Origin of the sequence: Paenibacillus sp. GP183, from assembly GCF_900104695.1 — a bacterium.
Classification (GTDB): domain Bacteria; phylum Bacillota; class Bacilli; order Paenibacillales; family NBRC-103111; genus Paenibacillus_AI.
This window is the reverse complement of sequence record NZ_FNSW01000001.1, coordinates 962475-981434: the sequence shown is the minus strand read 5'-3', so window position 1 is coordinate 981434 and position 18960 is coordinate 962475. Positions and strand designations below refer to the sequence as shown.

General features: G+C 43.8%; 26 protein-coding genes. 21 read left to right on the top strand and 5 right to left on the bottom strand.

All coding sequences use genetic code 11. The features are described from left to right. Window positions 1-64: 64 nt before the first annotated feature. The 7 genes from BLV33_RS04825 to BLV33_RS04800 are packed head-to-tail and all read left to right on the top strand — an operon-like array spanning window position 65 to window position 3570. Window positions 65-847 (top strand): lipid II flippase Amj family protein, encoded by a 783-nt coding sequence (locus BLV33_RS04825; RefSeq protein ID WP_090788779.1) that lies wholly within the window; start codon window positions 65-67, stop codon window positions 845-847. Beyond that, entirely contained in the window at window positions 844-987 is a 144-nt protein-coding gene (locus tag BLV33_RS29655; protein ID WP_216234699.1) for a nucleotidyltransferase family protein, read from the top strand. The genes BLV33_RS04825 and BLV33_RS29655 overlap by 4 nt, the downstream gene beginning before the upstream one ends. After that, window positions 988-1461, top strand: a complete 474-nt coding sequence (locus BLV33_RS04820) for a nucleotidyltransferase family protein (protein ID WP_216234837.1) — start codon at window positions 988-990, stop codon at window positions 1459-1461. Continuing rightward, complete coding sequence (locus BLV33_RS04815) at window positions 1440-1862, top strand: SRPBCC family protein (RefSeq protein ID WP_090788777.1); 423 nt, start codon at window positions 1440-1442, stop codon at window positions 1860-1862. The genes BLV33_RS04820 and BLV33_RS04815 overlap by 22 nt, the downstream gene beginning before the upstream one ends. Before the next feature lie 5 nt (window positions 1863-1867). Further along, complete coding sequence (locus BLV33_RS04810) at window positions 1868-2275, top strand: GNAT family N-acetyltransferase (protein WP_090788775.1); 408 nt, start codon at window positions 1868-1870, stop codon at window positions 2273-2275. Between the two features lie 32 nt (window positions 2276-2307). After that, the gene (locus BLV33_RS04805; protein WP_090788773.1) at window positions 2308-2922 is read left to right on the top strand and encodes a LysE/ArgO family amino acid transporter; all 615 of its coding nucleotides are present in this window, start codon (window positions 2308-2310) and stop codon (window positions 2920-2922) included. Between the two features lie 15 nt (window positions 2923-2937). Further along, window positions 2938-3570, top strand: a complete 633-nt coding sequence (locus BLV33_RS04800; RefSeq protein WP_090788772.1) for a TraX family protein — start codon at window positions 2938-2940, stop codon at window positions 3568-3570. Here BLV33_RS04800 and BLV33_RS04795 read toward each other — a convergent pair. Next, complete coding sequence (locus BLV33_RS04795) at window positions 3559-3864, bottom strand: hypothetical protein (RefSeq protein ID WP_090788770.1); 306 nt, start codon at window positions 3862-3864, stop codon at window positions 3559-3561. The genes BLV33_RS04800 and BLV33_RS04795 overlap by 12 nt on opposite strands. 194 nt (window positions 3865-4058) lie before the next feature. Here BLV33_RS04795 and BLV33_RS04790 point away from each other — a divergent pair, with 194 nt between their 5' ends. Continuing rightward, window positions 4059-4991 carry a manganese-dependent inorganic pyrophosphatase gene (locus BLV33_RS04790; RefSeq protein WP_090788768.1) on the top strand — a complete coding sequence of 311 codons (933 nt, stop codon included), beginning with the start codon at window positions 4059-4061 and terminating at the stop codon, window positions 4989-4991. Between the two features lie 77 nt (window positions 4992-5068). Here BLV33_RS04790 and BLV33_RS04785 read toward each other — a convergent pair whose 3' ends face one another. Continuing rightward, window positions 5069-5524: a YtxH domain-containing protein gene (locus BLV33_RS04785; protein WP_090788767.1), complete on the bottom strand. Its 456-nt coding sequence runs from the start codon at window positions 5522-5524 to the stop codon at window positions 5069-5071. 164 nt (window positions 5525-5688) lie between these two features. On the opposite strand from BLV33_RS04785, the gene BLV33_RS04780 reads away from it, so the two are divergent. Both BLV33_RS04780 and fetB read left to right on the top strand, forming a co-directional pair. Then, complete coding sequence (locus BLV33_RS04780) at window positions 5689-6423, top strand: ABC transporter ATP-binding protein (RefSeq protein ID WP_090798683.1); 735 nt, start codon at window positions 5689-5691, stop codon at window positions 6421-6423. 2 nt (window positions 6424-6425) lie between these two features. Continuing rightward, a complete protein-coding gene (gene fetB, locus BLV33_RS04775) occupies window positions 6426-7172 on the top strand; it encodes an ABC transporter permease (protein WP_090788765.1) in 747 nt (248 codons plus the stop codon). 11 nt (window positions 7173-7183) lie between these two features. On the opposite strand, the gene BLV33_RS04770 is transcribed toward fetB, so the two are convergent. Both BLV33_RS04770 and BLV33_RS04765 read right to left on the bottom strand, forming a co-directional pair. Beyond that, complete coding sequence (locus BLV33_RS04770; protein ID WP_090788763.1) at window positions 7184-7549, bottom strand: hypothetical protein; 366 nt, start codon at window positions 7547-7549, stop codon at window positions 7184-7186. Between the two features lie 23 nt (window positions 7550-7572). After that, window positions 7573-9060 (bottom strand): FTR1 family iron permease, encoded by a 1488-nt coding sequence (locus BLV33_RS04765; protein WP_090788761.1) that lies wholly within the window; start codon window positions 9058-9060, stop codon window positions 7573-7575. Between the two features lie 162 nt (window positions 9061-9222). On the opposite strand from BLV33_RS04765, the gene BLV33_RS04760 reads away from it, so the two are divergent. The 6 genes from BLV33_RS04760 (at window position 9223) to BLV33_RS04735 (ending at window position 14804) form a co-directional block, all read left to right on the top strand. Next, a complete protein-coding gene (locus tag BLV33_RS04760) occupies window positions 9223-9930 on the top strand; it encodes a response regulator transcription factor (protein ID WP_090788760.1) in 708 nt (235 codons plus the stop codon). After that, the gene (locus BLV33_RS04755; protein WP_090788759.1) at window positions 9927-11294 is read left to right on the top strand and encodes a HAMP domain-containing sensor histidine kinase; all 1368 of its coding nucleotides are present in this window, start codon (window positions 9927-9929) and stop codon (window positions 11292-11294) included. Before BLV33_RS04760 ends, BLV33_RS04755 begins: the two co-directional genes overlap by 4 nt. 109 nt (window positions 11295-11403) lie before the next feature. Continuing rightward, on the top strand, window positions 11404-12150 hold the full coding sequence (locus BLV33_RS04750) for an ABC transporter ATP-binding protein (RefSeq protein WP_171909015.1): 747 nt from the start codon (window positions 11404-11406) through the stop codon (window positions 12148-12150). Window positions 12151-12152: 2 nt separating this feature from the next. Further along, window positions 12153-12911, top strand: a complete 759-nt coding sequence (locus BLV33_RS04745) for an ABC transporter permease subunit (protein ID WP_171909014.1) — start codon at window positions 12153-12155, stop codon at window positions 12909-12911. Window positions 12912-12914: 3 nt separating this feature from the next. After that, window positions 12915-13490 (top strand): hypothetical protein, encoded by a 576-nt coding sequence (locus BLV33_RS04740; RefSeq protein ID WP_090788753.1) that lies wholly within the window; start codon window positions 12915-12917, stop codon window positions 13488-13490. Window positions 13491-13505: 15 nt separating this feature from the next. Next, window positions 13506-14804 (top strand): VTT domain-containing protein, encoded by a 1299-nt coding sequence (locus BLV33_RS04735; protein ID WP_090788751.1) that lies wholly within the window; start codon window positions 13506-13508, stop codon window positions 14802-14804. On the opposite strand, the gene BLV33_RS04730 is transcribed toward BLV33_RS04735, so the two are convergent. Then, the gene (locus BLV33_RS04730; protein ID WP_090788749.1) at window positions 14795-14974 is read right to left on the bottom strand and encodes a hypothetical protein; all 180 of its coding nucleotides are present in this window, start codon (window positions 14972-14974) and stop codon (window positions 14795-14797) included. The two genes, BLV33_RS04735 and BLV33_RS04730, sit on opposite strands and share 10 nt — an antisense overlap. A gap of 105 nt (window positions 14975-15079) precedes the next feature. On the opposite strand from BLV33_RS04730, the gene BLV33_RS04725 reads away from it, so the two are divergent. The 5 genes from BLV33_RS04725 (at window position 15080) to BLV33_RS04705 (ending at window position 18960) form a co-directional block, all read left to right on the top strand. Beyond that, window positions 15080-15706 carry a phosphatase PAP2 family protein gene (locus BLV33_RS04725; protein ID WP_090788747.1) on the top strand — a complete coding sequence of 209 codons (627 nt, stop codon included), beginning with the start codon at window positions 15080-15082 and terminating at the stop codon, window positions 15704-15706. Window positions 15707-15739: 33 nt separating this feature from the next. Then, window positions 15740-16876: an MGDG synthase family glycosyltransferase gene (locus tag BLV33_RS04720; RefSeq protein WP_090788745.1), complete on the top strand. Its 1137-nt coding sequence runs from the start codon at window positions 15740-15742 to the stop codon at window positions 16874-16876. Window positions 16877-16899: 23 nt separating this feature from the next. Beyond that, window positions 16900-17484 carry a YkoP family protein gene (locus BLV33_RS04715; RefSeq protein ID WP_090788743.1) on the top strand — a complete coding sequence of 195 codons (585 nt, stop codon included), beginning with the start codon at window positions 16900-16902 and terminating at the stop codon, window positions 17482-17484. Next, window positions 17481-18131 (top strand): TVP38/TMEM64 family protein, encoded by a 651-nt coding sequence (locus BLV33_RS04710; protein WP_090788741.1) that lies wholly within the window; start codon window positions 17481-17483, stop codon window positions 18129-18131. Before BLV33_RS04715 ends, BLV33_RS04710 begins: the two co-directional genes overlap by 4 nt. Before the next feature lie 136 nt (window positions 18132-18267). After that, on the top strand, window positions 18268-18960 hold the full coding sequence (locus tag BLV33_RS04705) for a polysaccharide deacetylase family protein (RefSeq protein ID WP_090788739.1): 693 nt from the start codon (window positions 18268-18270) through the stop codon (window positions 18958-18960).

Genomic DNA, 18960 nt, shown 5'->3' with positions numbered 1-18960 from the left:
AGGAACTCGCCATTTTAAATCGAAACTAATAACCATACAGCTAAAATAAAGGGATGAAATCTCAATGACCCAAAGTCTGATTGTGGTGTTTGTGATGACCATGATAATTCATACTGCTGAAACATTATCTTATTCTGCAAGATTTGCCGGTGTTAAAATGAATAAGATTGCAGTAGCTCTATCATTAACAGGAATTATTGTCCTTATATCACGAACGGCGAATTTGATTCAAGCACCGTTGACGGCTAAATTTGTGGATTATGCAAAAATTCATCCGACCTTTGAATTAATCCGATATTTGAGATTCATATTACTTGCATCCTCCATAGGAACTATCATTGCGATTGCCTTATTTCCAACCTTTGTCGGCATTTTTGGAAGAATTATATCCAAGCTGGAGGTTGCCGGATCTTTACCGAAACTTATCTCTAGTGTTACTATTGATCAATTAAAGAAAACTAAACACTATTTGATTAAACCCTCCTTGTTTCGATTTCTGGGCATTCCCAAAAGATTCATAGTTTTGAATATTGTAGTGACTTCCATTTATACAGTCGGTGTATTATCTTCTCTATATGCAGCTCATATATTGCCTGAATTCAGCACTACAGCTTCTCAGTCCTCGGGCATTATCAATGGGATTGCAACTATATTATTAACCATCTTTATCGATCCTCAATTAGGATTAATAACAGATAAAGCCATCAAAAATGAAGATTACCGCCATCAACTTGGAAAAATATATGTAGTACTGATGACTTCACGATTTATAGGGACAATGCTAGGTCAATTAGTGCTTATTCCAGCCTCTTATTTAATTAGTTTTATTGTGAGGCTCATCATATGAGTGAAACCCAATTAGAAAACCTCATAGAAATTGTGCTGAAAAATCCAATTCTGAATGAATTGCTGAATCGTGCACACCAATTAAATATAGATAACTACTATATAGGTGCTGGCTGTGTCAACCAGACTGTTTGGAACTAACTGTCGGGACTGCCGCTACAATATGGCATTAATGATTATGATTTTGTTTATTTCGATGATAAAAACATTAGCCTTGAGCAAGAAAATCGTGTTATCGAGCAGGTGAGAGACCTATATTTCGATTTAGATGTTAAACTTGATGTCAAGAACCAAGCACGGGTTCATTTGTGGTACGAGCAGCGTTTTGGTTATGCGATTGACCCCTATAGATCATTGGAAGAAGCTATTGATACTTGGCCAACCTCGGCTACAGCTATCGGTATAAGGCGGGTGGAGAATGCATGGAAAGTTTACGCTCCTTTCGGAACGAATGATATATTCGCTAAAATCATACGTCCCAACAAGGTGCAAATCACTAAAGAAATCTATGAAATCAAAGTGAAGAGATGGATTTCTTTTTGGCCGGATCTTACGATAATTCCATGGGAAAATGAAGGAGAAGAAGATGTAAAATGGACAAGCCAGTTGGGTTAACGAAGTCAGCTGGATTTCAAATTGGGGTTAGAAGAACGCTGCCGATAACTCCGGAGAAGGCATGGCAGCTTATTTTATCGCAAGAAGGATTGCAAATATGGTTAGGTGATCTGTCATCGCTGCCTTTGCAAAAAGGAGAGAAGTACAGAACCCGGGAAGGGGTTTCCGGAGAAATGCGCGTAGTCAAGCCTAAGGAACAGCTTCGTATGACATTACAGAACGAAAATTGGACCCGACCATCAACCTGCCAGATTCGCCTAATTCCCACAAGCTCGGGTAAGACCACAATTAGCTTCCATCAAGAAAATTTGAATTCAGCGGCTGAAAGAGAAGAAATGAAGCTGCATTGGGAAGAAGTTTTGCAGAGATTCACTGAAATTAGCACAGTTTTGGGAGGTTGAGCCCTATGAATGAAAACGGTGAATATACGATAAGCACGGATAAAAGCTTGCTGCAGAAGGAGACGATCCAAGGTTTTTTGAGCAAAAGCTACTGGGCTAATACCCGATCTCGTGAGATGATGGAACGATCTATTGAAAATTCACTTTGTTTTGGTATGTATGATGGAACAAGGCAAGTTGGTTTTGCGCGCGTTGTAACGGATTATGCTACGACGTACTGGTTGTGCGATGTGTTTATTGACGAAGCATACAGGGGTAAAGGACTCGGAAAGAAATTGGTATCTTACTTGGTTGAGTTCGATCCTTTGAGAAATTTGAACGCTATTTTGGCAACCAAAGATGCGCATGGATTATATGAGCAATATGGTTTTACTAAGGAACCTGATCGATTTATGAGGAGATTACCTCAATAAAGGATAATGCCAGGACAGATGAAGGAGCAGAGATGGCAGTCGCCTACTTACATGGATTGATTCTTGCAATTGGCTTGATTTTACCGTTAGGTGTTCAGAATTTCTATATTTTTACCCAAGGTGCAGTGAATCAGAGGTTTGTTCAGGTTTTACCAATCGTGATAACGGCATGCTTATGTGATTCATTATTGATTTTACTGGCTGTACTTGGTGTGTCGCTGGTGGTTATGAAATTTGTTTGGATGAAGACCCTGCTGATTATTGGCGGGTTTGTGTTTTTGGTCTATATGGGAATCATCACCTGGCGGAGCAAGGTCAATGCAGGCAGCAGCAACGCGGCAGCAGCTGAAACTATCAGTATTCGCCGGATTGTTGGCTATACCTTAATGATTTCATTGTTAAATCCGCACGCAATACTGGATACGATCGGCGTTCTTGGCACCAGTTCTTTGAGTTACCAGGGAGTATATAAAATTGCTTTTACAGCAGCATGCTTGACGGTTTCATGGTGCTGGTTCTTCTCATTAGCGTTAGCCGGACGTCTAGTTGGATTGAAAGATAAATCAGGTAGTTTTATTCGCTATTTGAATAAAATATCGGCAGTGGTTATGTGGACTGCGGCGGTTTATCTCATCTATGTTTTTTAAAAAGGAGAGGTCCCGGTGCAGCTAGTTGCGATGATCACGATGTTGGTGGACCATATTGGCAAAGCCTTTTTTCCGGATCAAATGGAATGGCGCATTGTCGGTCGGATGGCTTTTCCGATATACGCTTATCTGCTAGTCCTCGGATATCAGCGAACCTCAAATCTTAAAAGATATTTGCTTCGATTAACCCTGATCGGCATCTTGTCCCAATACCCTTTTATGATCGCATTAGATATAAAAGGCATCAATGCGGTAGGTACGCTTTTAATCAGCCTGCTTGCATTGATAGGGTTGGATACCTATAAAAGCTATCTGCAGCGCGGTCTCATCCTCATTGCATCCGCTATTTTATTGGAATTCGGTCAATTCGATTACGGCATGTACGGATTACTTCTGGTCTGCATTTATCGCTACACCAAATTTCATAGAATGGTCGCACTTCATCTTTTATTAAATCTGGTTTTTGTCTTCCTTAAGGGTTGGTTGATTGAAAGCTTTAGCGTGATTGCGACTATTTGCATTGCTTATGCGCCTAATTTATTTGGATGGATCGGAAAGCTTCGAATTCCCAGATGGCTATGGCTGGGTTTTTACCCGATTCATTTAACGGTGCTGATGTTAGTCGAAATGTTGCTGCTAACCAAATAATTTATTCCAGAACGATTTTTTCACCGGAGCGGGATGTCGAACAGAACGGGGAATGGACCAAGAGTCAGTGACATTAGGCGGTTGTTTAATATCCATTGACGTTTCGGAGGCCGCAGCTGTGAGACTTTGAATATGGCCATAATTCTTTAGATGCTGTTCCAATTCGTTCACTCTCTGAATCAGCAAGTCATAGTCTTCCTGGATCTGATCGATGCGAGTGTTAAGGATTTTCATAGTAAGCTTGGACGGTTTGGGAAGCTGCGGAATGGTTTCATTATTATTCATGGTTTCCATATTTCGAGGCTCCTTCTTCATCAGATAGAATTATAGTTTATAAGAAGATCGCTGAGAATACTGTCGAAGCCCGCTGTCATTTGATCAAAAAATCGAGCTTGAATTAATCATTGTAAAGGAATTGGAATTCGGAGGATTTAAGGATATAATCTAGAGAGGGTCTTACCCAAGTAAACCGAATAAGGAGTTATCTCATGGAAAAAACGCTGATTTTCGGGCATAAAAACCCGGATACTGACACAATCTGTTCTGCAATTGCGTATGCTGCTTTGAAAACCAAGCTAGGCCTTAATGTTGAAGCTGTCCGTTTAGGCGAAATTAACGGGGAAACATTATTTGCTTTAAATCATTTTAATGTGGAAGCGCCGCGACTCGTTGAAACGGTTGCCAATGAAGCTGCCTCTGTCATTTTGGTGGATCACAATGAGCGTCAACAAAGTGCTGCCGATATCGATAAAGTTCGTGTATTGGAAGTTATCGATCATCATCGCATTGCAAATTTTGAAACAAGCCATCCTTTATACTATCGTGCTGAACCGGTTGGTTGCACCGCTACCATTTTAAATAAGCTATATAAGGAAAAGGGCACAGCTATCCCGAAGGAAATTGCGGGGCTGATGCTATCAGCAATCATTTCCGATACCCTGCTGTTCAAATCACCAACCTGCACAGAAGAAGATGTGGAGGCAGCTCGTGAATTGGCTGGAATCGCAGGAGTCCTTGCTGAAAGCTATGGATTGGATATGCTGAAAGCAGGAGCCGATCTAAGCGAAAAAACGATCAGTCAGCTAATCTCGCTCGATGCCAAAGAGTTTTCTATGGGTAACGCAAAAGTAGAAATTGCCCAGGTCAACGCAGTGGACACACAGGATGTTCTCGTTAAGCAGGCGGAACTGGAAGAAGCTCTTTCCAAGATTATCGCAGTTAAAGGCTTGGACCTGTTTGTATTCGTAGTAACCGATATTCTGAACAACGATTCCGTTGCTTTAGTCCTGGGTCGTGCCGCCAATGCGGTCGAGAAGGCTTATAACGTAACCTTGGTCGATAACAAGGCCGTCTTAAAAGGGGTCGTTTCCCGTAAATCCCAAATCGTACCGGTATTAACCGACATTTTCAACCAGATGTAAACCTCCGATTGAAATGAAAAGGCTGTCCAACTCACAGTGTGAGAATGGACAGCCTTTTGATTTATGATATTATTAACCTAATATTTCTTGGCGCCGGACTTATAAGCAAGGTCATCGGATTTTTCGCTGATGTCTTTACCTAAATCCAGCGCTTTTTCACTGGCCTGAAGGCCGATATCCAGAGCCTTGTCACTGGCCTTTTGAGCAAAATCCAGCGTCTTGCTGCTGGCTATCTGTGTCAGCTCGGTTGCTTTATCACTGACCTGCTCTGCAAGATCTTGTGATGTGTCACCTGCACGTTTGACCAAGGTTTGAGCTCGATCACTTACCTTTTGGCTCAGATCCACCGTTTTATCCTTAACCTGTAGAGCCAAGGATACCGTGCTTTCTTCAAGTGAAGAATACTTATCGACAATATTTCTGCGTAATTCTTTTCCGGTTTTTGGTGCAAACAATAATGCGGCCAGAGCACCAAGCGAAAAACTAAGTGTTGTAATGAACAGTTTGTTGCTTGTTTGAGTTTGTCCTGACATGATGATTCACTCCTTTTTCGATATGATGGGTTACTGAAATGCGACCTGTATATATTCTTTTTACACTTTATTCACAGAAACGAAACGTCACAATAATGATTTTGACTTGATCAATTGCCATTTTTCCCTGTTGGATCAAGCTTTTAAGGAGGCTTACAATTTTGATGCAAGTATTGGACATCCAAGGTTTGAAAAAAACATTTGAGGGTTCGACTCAGCCATATCTATTCTCGGGGGTCTCTGCTCAAATCGCCCAGCCGACAGTTATCGCGCTGTTAGGCGCATCCGGGCAAGGAAAAAGTACACTGCTGCGGATTCTTTCCTTGTTGGATGAGCCTGACGAAGGGGATATCTTACTGCAACAAGTATCATTCAGAAGCATGGACCAAAGAAGCTGGCGCATGAAGGTCTGCTATGTGGCGCAGCAAGCCGTTATGCTTTCTGGAACTATAGAAGATAATTTGAAGATAGTGAGCTATTTACATAAAAAACCTCATGACCATCAGCTTATGAGCCAATTATTGAAGCAGCTGGATCTCGAACATCTTCAGCTTGGTAAGAGTGCTGCGGATTTGTCCGGAGGGGAAAAGCAGAGAATATCCTTAATACGCTCTTTATTGCTGCGTCCGGAAGTTCTTCTTTTGGACGAGATTACAGCCTCACTGGATATGCACAGTATGAAGCTGGTGGAGCAATTGCTGCTGAACTGGCACAGGGAAGAGGGAACGACGCTGATCTGGGTAACACATAATCTGGAACAAGCCCATTCCGTGAGCCAGAGGATTTGGTTTATGGGTAATGGAACCTTGCTGGAGGATTCGCCAACCACTGAATTTTTCCAGCAGCCGGCAACGGATATGGCGCGAAGCTTTCTACAATTGCCATCAAAAGGGGTTTGAACATGTCAATATTAGCTCTGAGTTTAACTCTTGTATTTATTATGATTACGATGCTGGTCTCTTTGTGGCAGAAGCTGGGGTTGGAACGTGATATAGCTGTAGGGACGGTTCGTTCTGCCTTGCAACTGCTGTTGGTAGGCTATGTGCTGCAGTTCATTTTCAACAGCAGCCATCCCCTGTTCATCCTCCTGATCCTGACGGTCATGATTAGTGTTGCGTCCTGGAACGCGGGAAAACGAGGCAGCGGCCTGCGCGGGATCAAATGGAGGATAGTTATCGCCATCTCTGCAACTGAGCTTTTAATGATGGGGCTTTTGCTGGGACTTCAAATCGTCAAAGCCACTCCGCAATACATCATTCCTATAAGCGGGATGACGATTGGCAATGCGATGGTGGTAGCCGGTTTATTCTTAAATCAAATGAAACGTGAGGTTCAGGCATCGCGAGGCGAAATTGAAACGTTATTGTCGCTTGGAGCTACAGCCCGACAAGCGATTCAGGACTCGCTTAAAAGATCGGTTAAATCCAGTATGATCCCTACCATTGATGGGATGAAAACCGTAGGGCTCGTTCAACTTCCCGGAATAATGACCGGGATGATTATAGCAGGGGCCAATCCGGTCGAAGCCGTTCGATACCAGATTCTCATCATGTTTGCCTTTACAAGCTCCGCGGCCATTACAAGTATCCTGTTAAGTCTGCTCAGCTATCGATTATGGTTCACTCCAAATTTGCGGCTGCGCAGGTAAAGCAAAAGCCGTTATTTGGCTAATTCATTCAAGACGGTGTTCAATTCTTTGACAGCAGAAGTAAGTGTTGCCGTATCGAGGGGAGAAGCTTTGGCTCCCGCCTGAATGATGCCAAGCGGCGCTTCCACTTTTGCATAGAGCTCAGGAGATTTGGTTTTAACATTATCTTCAAAGGTCACCCATGAATCTTCCAGCTTCTTGGCGTCATCCTTAACTTTACCCTCATCTTTAGCGTCAATCTGTTTTTGCAAATCGATAAGAGTCGATTGCATGGCTTTAGCCCCATCGGCTGTGCTGGTGCCTTTGGAAGAGCTGCAAGCCGCAAGAATCAGGGAGAAAACGGTGACTGCAAGAATCACCATCATAAATCTTTTCATTTTCCAGAACCTCCGTATAAGTATTATGATTTTATTAATCGCTTATGAATGCGCCTGCCTTTTATGAAGTTCCAGATGACAACTGTAATGGCTATAGCTAGCAAGAGAACCTGGGGGATGAAGCTTTCCAGAGTCGGATAAACAGCAATCGATGTAAAACTTGGCACGTTGAGGTTGGTAGCGGGTAATAAACCTGCAAGCTGCAAACCATGAACGCCCATCCCGGTAAATTTAAAGCAAAGATAAAATACGAGAACACTGGAAACCAGGAAAAACGGACGCATGGGAATTCTCATTCCCAAATAGAAAATGAGGAAAGCAAGAACAGCCAGAATAAGGATGCCCAAAGCAATACCGGAAAGCAGAGTAACCAGGGTGATCGAAGAGGCCATCCCGATAAAAAAGAGTACCGTTTCCGTTCCTTCTCGAAAAACAGCCAGAAAAGCAAGAACAGCCAAGGACCACAGGCTTCCTTTGGCAAGGGCTTGATTGCCCTTGTTCTGGATGTAGGATTGCCATACATGCATACTGGACTTGCTGTGCAGCCAATAGCTCATATAAAACAGCATGGAAGCCGCAAACAATCCGGTCCAACCCGTGATCAAAAAGTTATTTTTACCAAAAGCTCCGGCACTGAATAATACTTGAACGATAACACCGAGAATGATACTGATGCCTAGTCCCGATCCGACTCCGTACCAAATCCATGGCTTTTTCTGTTCATTCCCGCTCTTTTTAAGGAAGCCTAGTAAAGCCACGATGATGAGAAGCGCTTCAAGACCTTCGCGCAGTAAAATGGCGGAGGCGTCAAAGAGGGTATAGCTGGTTTTTTTCGCAAGCGGTGTAAGGTCCTGGCTCATTTGCCGGATAATTTGTTTCGCTGATTCCAAATCAGGAGTAGTGGAGGCCAGTGCGGCATAGGAGGTCACCATATTTTTTTCAGTGCTTTTATACACTTGATCCGATTGAGACAAAATCAGGCCTTCAACCTCAAGCCAGGATTGCCTGAAACGCTCTATGTTTTGCTTGGCTCCTGTCACGTCAGATGCGTCCAATTTTACAAGCGCATCTTCCAATAAAGCGGTTAAATCAGCAAGGGTGACAGTGCGGCCGTTCTTGGATGATGATGCTTTGGAAACGAAGGTCCCGTTTATTATTGATTCATTAAGTTGGGCAAGCTGGTGAAGGCTTTCTTTCACCATACTTGCATCCAGCGGCTGCTTGGCAAAAGCAAATTGCACTTGACCCATCAAATCTTCAATTTCTTTGTAAGCCGCGGTGGATTGCTTCTTCACGCCATCCTCCACCTCGTACCATTTCGATTGGAAATTTTTAAACTGCTCCAATGCTGACTTATTATCACCTTGTTCAGCTTTTTGCAGAGCGGTCAGCACGAATTGATTAGCTGCTTGAAAATCCGGGTTTGCTTTCACTGAGGCCATGACAGCGCCTGGTTGAATCCAAATATATATCAGCATACAAGTAAACCATATAGAAATGACTTTCTTCATATCAAGTTCTACACCCTCTGCATAGATAATGATTATTATTATCAATTAAGTACGAAGGTTATTGTATATGTTATTTATACGGTTTGTCAAAACATTTCTCACTGTATTCTCATTTGGATAGACTATAATGTGAAGAAATAGAAAAGGAAAGGATTTACATACATGATTGCGAAAGTTCTAATTATTGAAGATGAAGATAATATAGCGCGCCTCTTGGAGATGGAGCTTCGTTATGAAGGCTATGAAGTGGGTCGGGCAGCCTCTGGCAGAGAAGGTCTGGAAATGGCATTATCCGGCGGCTGGGACATCATCCTGCTCGATATTATGCTTCCGGAGCTTAATGGAACGGAGGTATTGCGTCGTTTGCGCCAAACGGATGAGCGTACACCCGTGATTTTACTGACCGCTCGTGATGCCACCCCGGATAAAGTCAGCGGCCTGGATCAAGGTGCCAATGATTACATTACGAAGCCTTTTGAAATCGAAGAATTGCTTGCACGAATCCGCAATTGTTTGCGCATCAGGAAGCTGGAGGATGAACAGATCAAACCTAACGGGTCTGCTCCAATTCTCAGTATGGGTGATTTAACCGTCAATCCGCAAACAAGAGAGGTTTTTCGGGGGAAAACACCTATTGATCTCACTCGAACGGAGTTTGAGCTGCTTCACTATTTGCTGGAGAACCGCAATCTTGTTTTGACCAGGGATCAAATTATTAATCACGTTTGGGGCTATGAATTTGTCGGTGACACTCATGTAGTGGATGTGTATATTCGTTATTTGCGCAAGAAAATTGATTATCCGTTTCCTAATCAGCTGATTCAAACCTACCGCGGGGTTGGATACAGTATGAAGGAGAGCTTGAAATGAGCATCAAGCGTAAAATCGCTTTGCTGACAACTTTGTGGCTGGTAGGCATTCTGCTCGCAGTGAACCTGACAGTATATTACGCTTTTCTGCGGATTACAACGGACAACGAGCGAGATCTTCTGCTCCATAGAGCGCATACCCTGCTTGATAAGGCGCAGCCCACTGATATTTTACAAGGGAAAAATACCGATTTATTGCAAATATATTTGCCTGATCAAGGCATGATCCGTTTATTGGATCCCCATGGTAAAATCCTTCAAACCATTGATAATGATAATGAAATCCTGCAGATCGCTCCCGAGCCTGTAACCTCCGATCAGTCGGAGCTCTATCGAAAAAGTGTTGGAAACATTTTAGTTGTTCGAACACCGATAGTCTCAGGCAGTCAAGTCCTGGGGACTATGGAAATCGCTGAGAAGCTTGATGTGCTTGAAGACCATATCAATATTCTCATCTCGATCTTGACTCTCTGCAGTTTGGGTGCAATCGGAATGAGTCTGATTGGCGGTCTTTATTTATCCAAATGGATTCTTCGCCCCATCTCCGGAATGGTTCACATCATGGAAGAAATTGAGCAAAGTCTTGTTTATCGCAAAATTCCGCTTAACGACGGCAGCAAAGATGAGCTCCACGCCATGGCTTCCACATTCAACCGGATGATGAGCCGACTGGAGGATAATTTCATTCGCCAGCAGCAGTTTATATCCGATGCTTCTCATGAACTGAAGACACCGCTTACGGTTATCGAGGGTTATGCCAATATGCTTCGCAGATGGGGCCTGAAGGATGAGGAGAATGGCCGTGTAGCGGTTGATGCCATTTACTCGGAAGCACTGCGGATGAAACAAATGACGGAGCACCTTCTTGATTTGGCTTCTACGGAAAATAAGCCCGAGCTGGCTATGGAACCAATCGAGCTAGTTTCTTTCTCTGCAAATACTGTCGATATGCTTCGCAAGCTCTACCATAGGGAGATGAAGGTGATTTCTACGCATGACACCCTGCTGCTGAATGCTAATCCAGGAACGATGAATCAGCTGTTGCATATCCTCCTCGATAATGCTTTAAAGTATAGTAAAGATTCCATAGAACTGATACTCTCGGAAAAAACGCATAGTGTTACCCATCAAGAAGGCATTGAGATTCGTGTGAAGGACAAGGGAATAGGCATTCCCGAGGATGAGCTGCATCGCGTGTTCGAACGCTTTTATCGGGTTGATCCGTCCCGCCATCGCAAAACGGGAGGAAGCGGTTTAGGGCTGTCCATTGCCAGAAATATCGTTCGCCTGCACGGAGGTACTATAGACATTGAAAGTAAGGAACATGAAGGAACGGAGGTCACGGTCTTTATTCCTTATCCATAAGAATGGATTGTTTTCTCACTCGATTCTCATGTTGATCTTATTGTGCTTTCATGTCAGCCTATTAACCTAAGATTTAGAGTAGGGTAAAAGAAGGAGGATGAAAAACCAGATGCTGCGTTCCGAACAATTAACGAAGAGATATGACAATGGATTTATGGCCGTCGAGCGCCTAAGTATTCATGTAAAGCATGGCGATATTTATGGTTTTCTCGGTCCTAACGGTGCTGGAAAGACGACAACTATCCGCATGATAACAGGCTTGGTAGAGCCGACCTCAGGAACTATTTCGGTAGACGGCGTCGATGCGCTGAATCATACCGCGGAAATTCGCCGCATGATTGGTGTACTGCCTGAATCTCATGGATTCTATGGTTGGATGAGCGGTGAAGAATACTTGTCTTTCTTTGCTGACATGTATGAAATTCCGAAGGATCAAAGCCGGCGCAAAGTAACGGATTTATTGGAGAAGGTAGGCTTGGCTGAGAAGCGTAAAGTTCCGATAAGGCAATATTCGCGAGGAATGAAGCAGAGGCTGGGTATCGCGAAAACGATCATTCACGAGCCGAAGCTGATCGTTCTGGACGAGCCGACCCTGGGACTTGACCCGCAGGGACAAAGGGATATCACACAGCTCATTCGAAATCTGAACACAGAGATGAAGGTAACTGTTTTTATTACTTCTCATTTGCTTAAAGAGATCGATGAATTATGCAACCGAATTGCAATTGTCAAAAATGGAAAGCTTATTGATGAAGATCTGGTATCTGAGTTTAAGACAAGGTATCAGCAGCAAGGAACCGTGTCGAGCCTGGAAGATATTTTTCTTTCACTTACGGGAAACGAGAGGAGGTTATGAACATGATGGGGAGATTGGTTCGCAAAGAAATACGAGAACAGGTTTTATCGTTAAAAGGCGCCATCTGGATGGCTTTAGCCGCCGTCATGTTCAGCGGGTTATCCTACAGTTTTATCACCGTGAAAGAATTAAGCATTCTCGCTCAAGTGGAAATCATCAATACCTTTTTGAAAGTAGCCATAGCGTTCGGACTGCTGATGACGATCATATCAGCCGCGGCAGCGATTGCCGGGGAGAAGGAACAGGGTACGCTCGAAAGCCTGCTGCTATTGCCTCTTAAGAAGAGAAATATGGTCATCGGAAAATGGTTGGGAGCAATGACAATTTGGCTAGTTATAGCGATCATCGCTTTCCCTTACATGCTTGCTCTTGGGAACGGAACTTCCTTATATGGTGCCATGATCCTGTTTTTGTTCGTTTTTGGCACACTTACAGTCGGTTCATTCGCTGCCATATCCTTGGCCTTGTCGTCTTTGCTTCAATCCAGCAAAAATGCAATAATCGTCTCAGTAGCCTTATTCCTAGTTACAGCGCTGCCCGCATTTCTTGGCACTTCCATTAAGAAAACAGGTTTCGGCAAAGTCATAGATACGATTAGTCCGCTATCCGGAACCATGAACCTGCTGAAAGACCTGCTGATCAATAAGCTTTCCATCGGAAATGCTGTGTTAAACTCTATCTCCATGATTTGGTTCGCGCTAGCAGCCATTTTATTTCTTGCATATGCGGTAAAAAAATTAACCTTATTAGGGGGGGAATAAGCCATGAAGCTAATAACACAAAGCAAATCTTTATGGCGCTTGCTGCTTGCAGTATTGCTTTTGCTTGCTGCTGTCCCACATGCGGCCGGAGCAGCTGCGGTTGCCTCTCCTAAGCTTTCTGTAGAGCTATTATCACCCACGCAAGTTAAAGATTATCCGGGCATTGAACAAATGGTTAAAGCCAACGTGACCAATTTGACCGATCAACCGATTCCAGATGTGATGGCTTACATTACTCTTGCCGATCTTGGCAAGCACATGACAGTCAACCTGGAGGACTACAGCGCTGACAAGCCGGTTGTTATGGGTACGCTTCAGCCTAAAGAAACCAGGACTGTTGAGCTTCCGATCCGTTTCGTTTACACAAGCACCTTTTTCTTATATGTTACAGCTATGTCTTCCCAGTTTAATAATATTCAATCCAGCGTAGCAATACCGGTTGAAATTATCAGCAATTCGAGTATGGATCCTTCATTGGTTGCTGCAGTTTCCATAGGAATGCCGGCGCTTCTTTTAATCGTAATTGCTGCAGTATTTATGTTACGATGGAAACAAAGAAGGGATTCTGCCTTATCGTAAGGGAGGAGCAGCATAATGTTTCATTGGATTATCGATGCTTTCAATCATCATGGGTACCTCATCCTATTTCTTTCCCTCTTTCTCGAATTGCTGGCACTGCCGCTTCCCGGCGAGCTCATGATGGGTTCAGCCGGAGTTATGGTGTTTCAGGGGAAACTCAGCTGGCTTGGTATTATTTTGGCCGGCGGTGCCGGGGTAAGCTTGGGTATGACAGTCTCGTATGTGATCGGTTATCGGCTCGGGCTTCCTTTTTTCGAAAAATACGGTAAATATATCCACTTTGGTCCTGACAAAATAGAACGAACTTCGGTATGGTTTGAAAAGCACGGGAATAAACTGCTAATAGCTGCTTATTATATCCCTGGAGTAAGACATTTTACCGGTTATTTCAGCGGTGTAACGCGTTTGTCTTTTCGTAGTTATGCGATATATGCCTATTCCGGCGCGTTTTTATGGGTCGCGGTTTTCGTGACGATCGGGAAACTGCTCGGACCTCAATGGGAAAAATTACACCATGCCATTTCCCGCTATTTGTTGATAGGAGCAGTGATCATAAGCTTATTGTTTTTAATCATTTTTGTGATTAAGAGATACAGCCGCGGAATCGATCAAACTATGGGAAAAATTGTTCGTAAAGCTCTGCATTTGTTTCACTCTCTGGCTCGGGTTAGACTCATTATATCGTTGACGGCTCTATTTTTTCTTGGGTTTTCCTTACTGACCATCGGGATTATTCAGGATTTCCTGGCCAATGAGTTCGATCAGTTTAACGAAGTGACCATGGTGCTTATTAGCTCTCTGCAAGAAGATTTCTCCTTTGATTGGGTGCAGCCTGCTTCTTTTTTGGTCTCCTTGCCCGCAGCTGCGGGGATTGTTATTCTGATTATGGTCTGGATCTTGATTAAAGGCACGGATCGAGTACTTGAGTTCGGATCTTTGGCTGTCACTGTTGCGGGAGGGGAAATTTGGGGAGAACTGCTTACTACCGTGTTCCACCGCATCGGGCTTCCAAGTTCTACAAGCAATTGGGGAGAAATCGGATTTCCATCTGAACCTACACTAACGGCTGTCATCCTCTACGGATATGCCGGTTTTTTGCTATTCCGCCATTCCTCCGCGATATGGCTCAAAACTGTCATCATTCCCGTGCTAATTGCTTTGTTGTTATGGGTTGGGCTGAATGATGTGCTGGTTGATAAGCAATTGCCAAGCAGTGTCGCGGCCGGTTTTTCCTTTGGCGGTGTATGGTTGACTCTGCACATTGTACTCCTTGAAATATTCCGCATGCTGCGAAAACCCGTTACTCAAAGATAATCTTTCATGAATGAAACCGATCGGAAGAGAAAAAGTGCCTGCGGCTGTTGGGCAGCTGCGGCCGCAGCTTGTCCATTTCCAGGGATGACTCGGCGTGCAGTTGTGAGAGTCCCACCATCCGGAATAGGTGAGTAGTAGAATACAGGATAACCCGGCTGCAGCTTTCTCATGTATCTCTTATTTGTTTCTAATGAATGGTTTGATATACTTCTATTAGTTGTGGAATAATGTATGTAAGGTAAACGATGGCCGAGCAGAGGAGGACCTAGTGCTTGATGAACAATAAACCTTTGTTCCCAAGCGGATTGGTTAGCATACTGTGCGCTGCAGGCTTCGCCTGTATGGCACTTTTGTACAGCAGTCCGTACATGAAAAGCTTTGACAGTTCGATTATTTCATTCGTTCAGGGTATGGAAGCCCCCACAATGACAACGATCATGAAATTTTTCACATTTATCGGAGCCGGACTGCCAATTGTAATTATTGCTGTACTTGCTCTTATTATTCTTTACTTCGTTTTGGGCCATCGCAAGGAACTGATTTTATTTACAATAGCTGTTTCTGGATCTGCCTTGTTGAATGTGCTGCTCAAGCTATTGTTTCATCGCACCCGTCCTGATCTTCATCGAATTATCGAAGCTGTCGGCTTCAGCTTCCCAAGCGGGCATGCGATGGCAGCATTCAGCCTGTATGCGATCCTCATCTTCCTGCTGTGGAAGAACGCATCCGGGAACGCCAGAGTGTTATTGCTCCTGATTGGATCGGCTTTTATCGCAGCCATAGGGCTCAGCCGTATCTATCTGGGTGTCCATTATCCCAGTGACGTGATAGCTGGTTATTTGGCCAGCGGTTTCTGGGTATTTTTATCCATTTGGTTTTATCGGCGTTTTATCATTCATTAAAACTTGGATGCATCAGGAAAGAGGAGTCTGCCAGTGAATAAAGTTGATTCAAGCATCATGATCCTGACTGCGAGTTACGGGAATGGACATAAACAAGCGGCCCAAGCGCTAAAGCAGCGTTTGCATTTGCGCGGCATCAATAAGGTCCACATTATCGATTTGATGAAGGAAGCTTATCCGGTCCTCAACACGATCACAACAACGATTTATGAAAAAAGCACTCAAGCTCCGGCCTATGGCCTGGATTATTACGGTTGGAGCTACTATATGACGCGTGATTCGAAGCAGGATGGACCGCTCAATAAGTATTTTAACCTGCTTGGGAAAAAGAAGCTTAGAGAATTTATCGATCTTGAACGGCCAGACGCCATCATTAACACATTTCCGTTCGGTGCAGCTCCGGAAACTGGCCGCCACCTAGACATACCAACCTTTACTGTTGTTACGGATTATGCGCTGCATTCGCGATGGATTCACTCGGATGTGCATAAATATTATGTAGCTACAGATGAGCTGAAAGCGGAGTTGTTGGATAAAGGATTGGCTCCTGAACAAGTTGAAGTCAGCGGCATTCCGATCAGACAAGCCTTTCAGGCAATTTCTGAATCCAGCAACGCATTTCAAGGAATCTTGGATCCGCGGAAGAAAACAGTGCTTATTTCGGCAGGCTCCTATGGAATATTCAAGCATATTGAAAAAATGGCTGAATCCTTGGTCGTGAAAGGAAATTGCCAAATTGCGGTCGTATGCGGCCGGGACAAAAGGCTGGAGCATAAATTAAACCTGCTGTTCCGGTATCATCCTGATATCCATATCTTTGGATTTATTGAACATATTCATGAGCTCATGGCAGTATCATCTTGTATATTGACCAAAGCAGGCGGACTGACTTTAACTGAGGCGATCACCTTGCAATTGCCGATCTTTGTATATAGGCCTTTATCCGGCCAGGAAAAAGAAAATGCACGCTTCCTTTCGCAAAAAGGTGTAGCTGCCATCTCACAAAGCCCGGACGAGCTGGAAAATCAGCTGCTTCGCTGCTTGTCGGATGATGCCTATGCCGGGCACATCAGGTCGAGAATGTCCGCGCTGCGAAAAGATTCATCCGCAGATTATATTGCAAAGAGCATCATCGAAGCCATCGCCAAAGAAGCGCTTCAACCCGTCTGAAGCCAAAGGAGATCGACTATAAAATGGATCGGATTAAACCGTACAAAAGATTCCTGGTTTGGCTTTGGTTTCAATGGGAAAGCCTATTTCATATCCTGTTCCATGTGAAGCAGATTGATCCCGACAATGAGCTGTACTATTGCAGGGCGAAAACGTACCATGGCCAAGCCATGCAGCTTGATGATGGTGAAGAAATCCGGGATGGAGACCGGATCATAGAACTCCATTTTAACAATCGGATGCTCTTTCAGATGCTGACAGAAACTGGATCCATGGTACAGCTTGCAGTCGGCATGATAAGAACTACTAAACAAACACTTCCGGTGCTTTTGAAACAAATTGAGCTTGATCCAGGTTTGGGGAACATTAAAGGGGTAATCGGAATTACCATGATTCATCGGGGTACGAAGAAGCTCGGGTTCACGATCGTCGATTTGCCGGCAGGTATCTTCTCCCGATTGACTAAGTATTATTTGCGTGTATTGCTTTCTGTCATCAATCCGGATGGTAAACAACTGATTGAGCATAAAGGTGATGCTTTTACTCCGAAAATCGTTGTTTTATCTGTGAAGGAGCTCGAGAAAAGATACAGAGGTGAAGCATCATGAATACGGAAAAATCACCGAATTCCAAATATATCCGTATCCTCGGATTATTTATAATTGCCTGTATGATTGGTGCCTATTTATATTTTCTTCATACAGGACAAGCGCAAATTTTGATGAAAGCCATTCAAAACCTTGGATTGTTGGGCATCATAATTGGAATCGCCATTCAGTCCCTGGTCAATATCCTTCCTGTTCCGGGTGAGTTCGTTTCAATCATCCTGATGGAAATTCACGGACCCTTATGGGGTGGTGTGTATGCCTGGATAGGGGGAGTCATAGGTGCGATTGGAGCCTTATATTTGACGAAATGGATTGCAAAGCCCTTCTTCGGTAAGCTGGCGGCGCCTTATTTAAATAAGATGGAAGACTTCATCGAAGAGCGCGAAAATATCGGACTTTTACTCATACGCTTTGTACCCTTGTTACCTTATCATTTCGTCAATTACGCTGCAGGGCTTTTGAAAATAAACATATGGAGCTTCGTATGGACTACTGGGCTTGGCATTCTGCCATTTACAATAGCTATGGGAGCGATTTATGCAGGGGTGAGGCACGGTCAATGGGTATGGGGAGTTATCGGTGCTGTAGTTTTTGCATTGTTGATCGGTATTAGCTGGAAGACAAGAAAAAAAGAACGAGCTAGATGACGTTCCTAGAAATATTTACAAGATTAATAAAAAAAAATTCTGGCATTGGATTGGGCTGTCTGGTAAAGTTGATGAAGGGACACTCTACATAATATCTAACAGCAGGATTTTTTTAAAGGAAGGGCGATGTGTAAACGTGAATGATTTGTTCTGGTTTTCGTTTTTTCTACTTTGTGTTTATACCATCATACCGACTCTTATCATTCACCTGCTTCTCCTAGGTATTCATAAGAAATCCAAGGGTCACGGGATATCCTTAACCTTCGATGATGGACCCGATCCGGTATACACACCTCAATTGCTGGACTTATTAAATAAATATCATGTTAAAGCCACCTTTTTTGTTCTCGGTTCCAAGGCAGAGCGATATCCCGAACTCATTACACGTATGCATCAGGAAGGCCATTTGGTTGGCGTCCATAATTACCTGCACAGGGCCAACGCTTTGATGACTCCATGGAAGGTACGAATTCAATTGCAGCATTCCATTCGCACAATTGAAAAGATTATTGGCATTACGCCCATTCATTACAGACCCCCATGGGGGATTTTCAACATATTTGATTTCCTGTTGTTCAAACGCTTCCGCGTTGTGCTTTGGTCTCTCATCGTTGGAGATTGGGATAGCAAGGGAGGAGCTCAAAAAATCAAAAAACGGCTGCTTTCGAAGTTGAAAAAAGGCGATGTGATCGTGCTGCACGACAGCGGGCAAACCTTTGGGGCCGATATTGATGCGCCCTCGCATATGCTTCAGGCATTAAATGACTTTTTGGAGGAAACATCACGGCAGGGCTACGAATTTTACAGAGTGGATGAAAATATAGCATGA

Bases quoted from the DNA above. Each gene is read 5' to 3' on its own strand.
- BLV33_RS04825 (WP_090788779.1), top strand. From the start codon at position 65: ATGACCCAAAGTCTGATTGTGGTGTTTGTGATGACCATGATAATTCAT.
- fetB (WP_090788765.1), top strand. From the start codon at position 6,426: ATGTCAATATTAGCTCTGAGTTTAACTCTTGTATTTATTATGATTACG.
- BLV33_RS04715 (WP_090788743.1), top strand. From the start codon at position 16,900: ATGGATCGGATTAAACCGTACAAAAGATTCCTGGTTTGGCTTTGGTTT.
- BLV33_RS04750 (WP_171909015.1), top strand. From the start codon at position 11,404: ATGCTGCGTTCCGAACAATTAACGAAGAGATATGACAATGGATTTATG.
- BLV33_RS04785 (WP_090788767.1), bottom strand. From the start codon at position 5,524: ATGTCAGGACAAACTCAAACAAGCAACAAACTGTTCATTACAACACTT.
- BLV33_RS04780 (WP_090798683.1), top strand. From the start codon at position 5,689: ATGCAAGTATTGGACATCCAAGGTTTGAAAAAAACATTTGAGGGTTCG.
- BLV33_RS04745 (WP_171909014.1), top strand. From the start codon at position 12,153: ATGATGGGGAGATTGGTTCGCAAAGAAATACGAGAACAGGTTTTATCG.
- BLV33_RS29655 (WP_216234699.1), top strand. From the start codon at position 844: ATGAGTGAAACCCAATTAGAAAACCTCATAGAAATTGTGCTGAAAAAT.
- BLV33_RS04740 (WP_090788753.1), top strand. From the start codon at position 12,915: ATGAAGCTAATAACACAAAGCAAATCTTTATGGCGCTTGCTGCTTGCA.
- BLV33_RS04710 (WP_090788741.1), top strand. From the start codon at position 17,481: ATGAATACGGAAAAATCACCGAATTCCAAATATATCCGTATCCTCGGA.
- BLV33_RS04760 (WP_090788760.1), top strand. From the start codon at position 9,223: ATGATTGCGAAAGTTCTAATTATTGAAGATGAAGATAATATAGCGCGC.
- BLV33_RS04790 (WP_090788768.1), top strand. From the start codon at position 4,059: ATGGAAAAAACGCTGATTTTCGGGCATAAAAACCCGGATACTGACACA.
- BLV33_RS04765 (WP_090788761.1), bottom strand. From the start codon at position 9,060: ATGAAGAAAGTCATTTCTATATGGTTTACTTGTATGCTGATATATATT.
- BLV33_RS04730 (WP_090788749.1), bottom strand. From the start codon at position 14,974: ATGAGAAAGCTGCAGCCGGGTTATCCTGTATTCTACTACTCACCTATT.
- BLV33_RS04805 (WP_090788773.1), top strand. From the start codon at position 2,308: ATGGCAGTCGCCTACTTACATGGATTGATTCTTGCAATTGGCTTGATT.
- BLV33_RS04735 (WP_090788751.1), top strand. From the start codon at position 13,506: ATGTTTCATTGGATTATCGATGCTTTCAATCATCATGGGTACCTCATC.
- BLV33_RS04815 (WP_090788777.1), top strand. From the start codon at position 1,440: ATGGACAAGCCAGTTGGGTTAACGAAGTCAGCTGGATTTCAAATTGGG.
- BLV33_RS04755 (WP_090788759.1), top strand. From the start codon at position 9,927: ATGAGCATCAAGCGTAAAATCGCTTTGCTGACAACTTTGTGGCTGGTA.
- BLV33_RS04795 (WP_090788770.1), bottom strand. From the start codon at position 3,864: ATGGAAACCATGAATAATAATGAAACCATTCCGCAGCTTCCCAAACCG.
- BLV33_RS04810 (WP_090788775.1), top strand. From the start codon at position 1,868: ATGAATGAAAACGGTGAATATACGATAAGCACGGATAAAAGCTTGCTG.
- BLV33_RS04770 (WP_090788763.1), bottom strand. From the start codon at position 7,549: ATGAAAAGATTTATGATGGTGATTCTTGCAGTCACCGTTTTCTCCCTG.
- BLV33_RS04725 (WP_090788747.1), top strand. From the start codon at position 15,080: ATGAACAATAAACCTTTGTTCCCAAGCGGATTGGTTAGCATACTGTGC.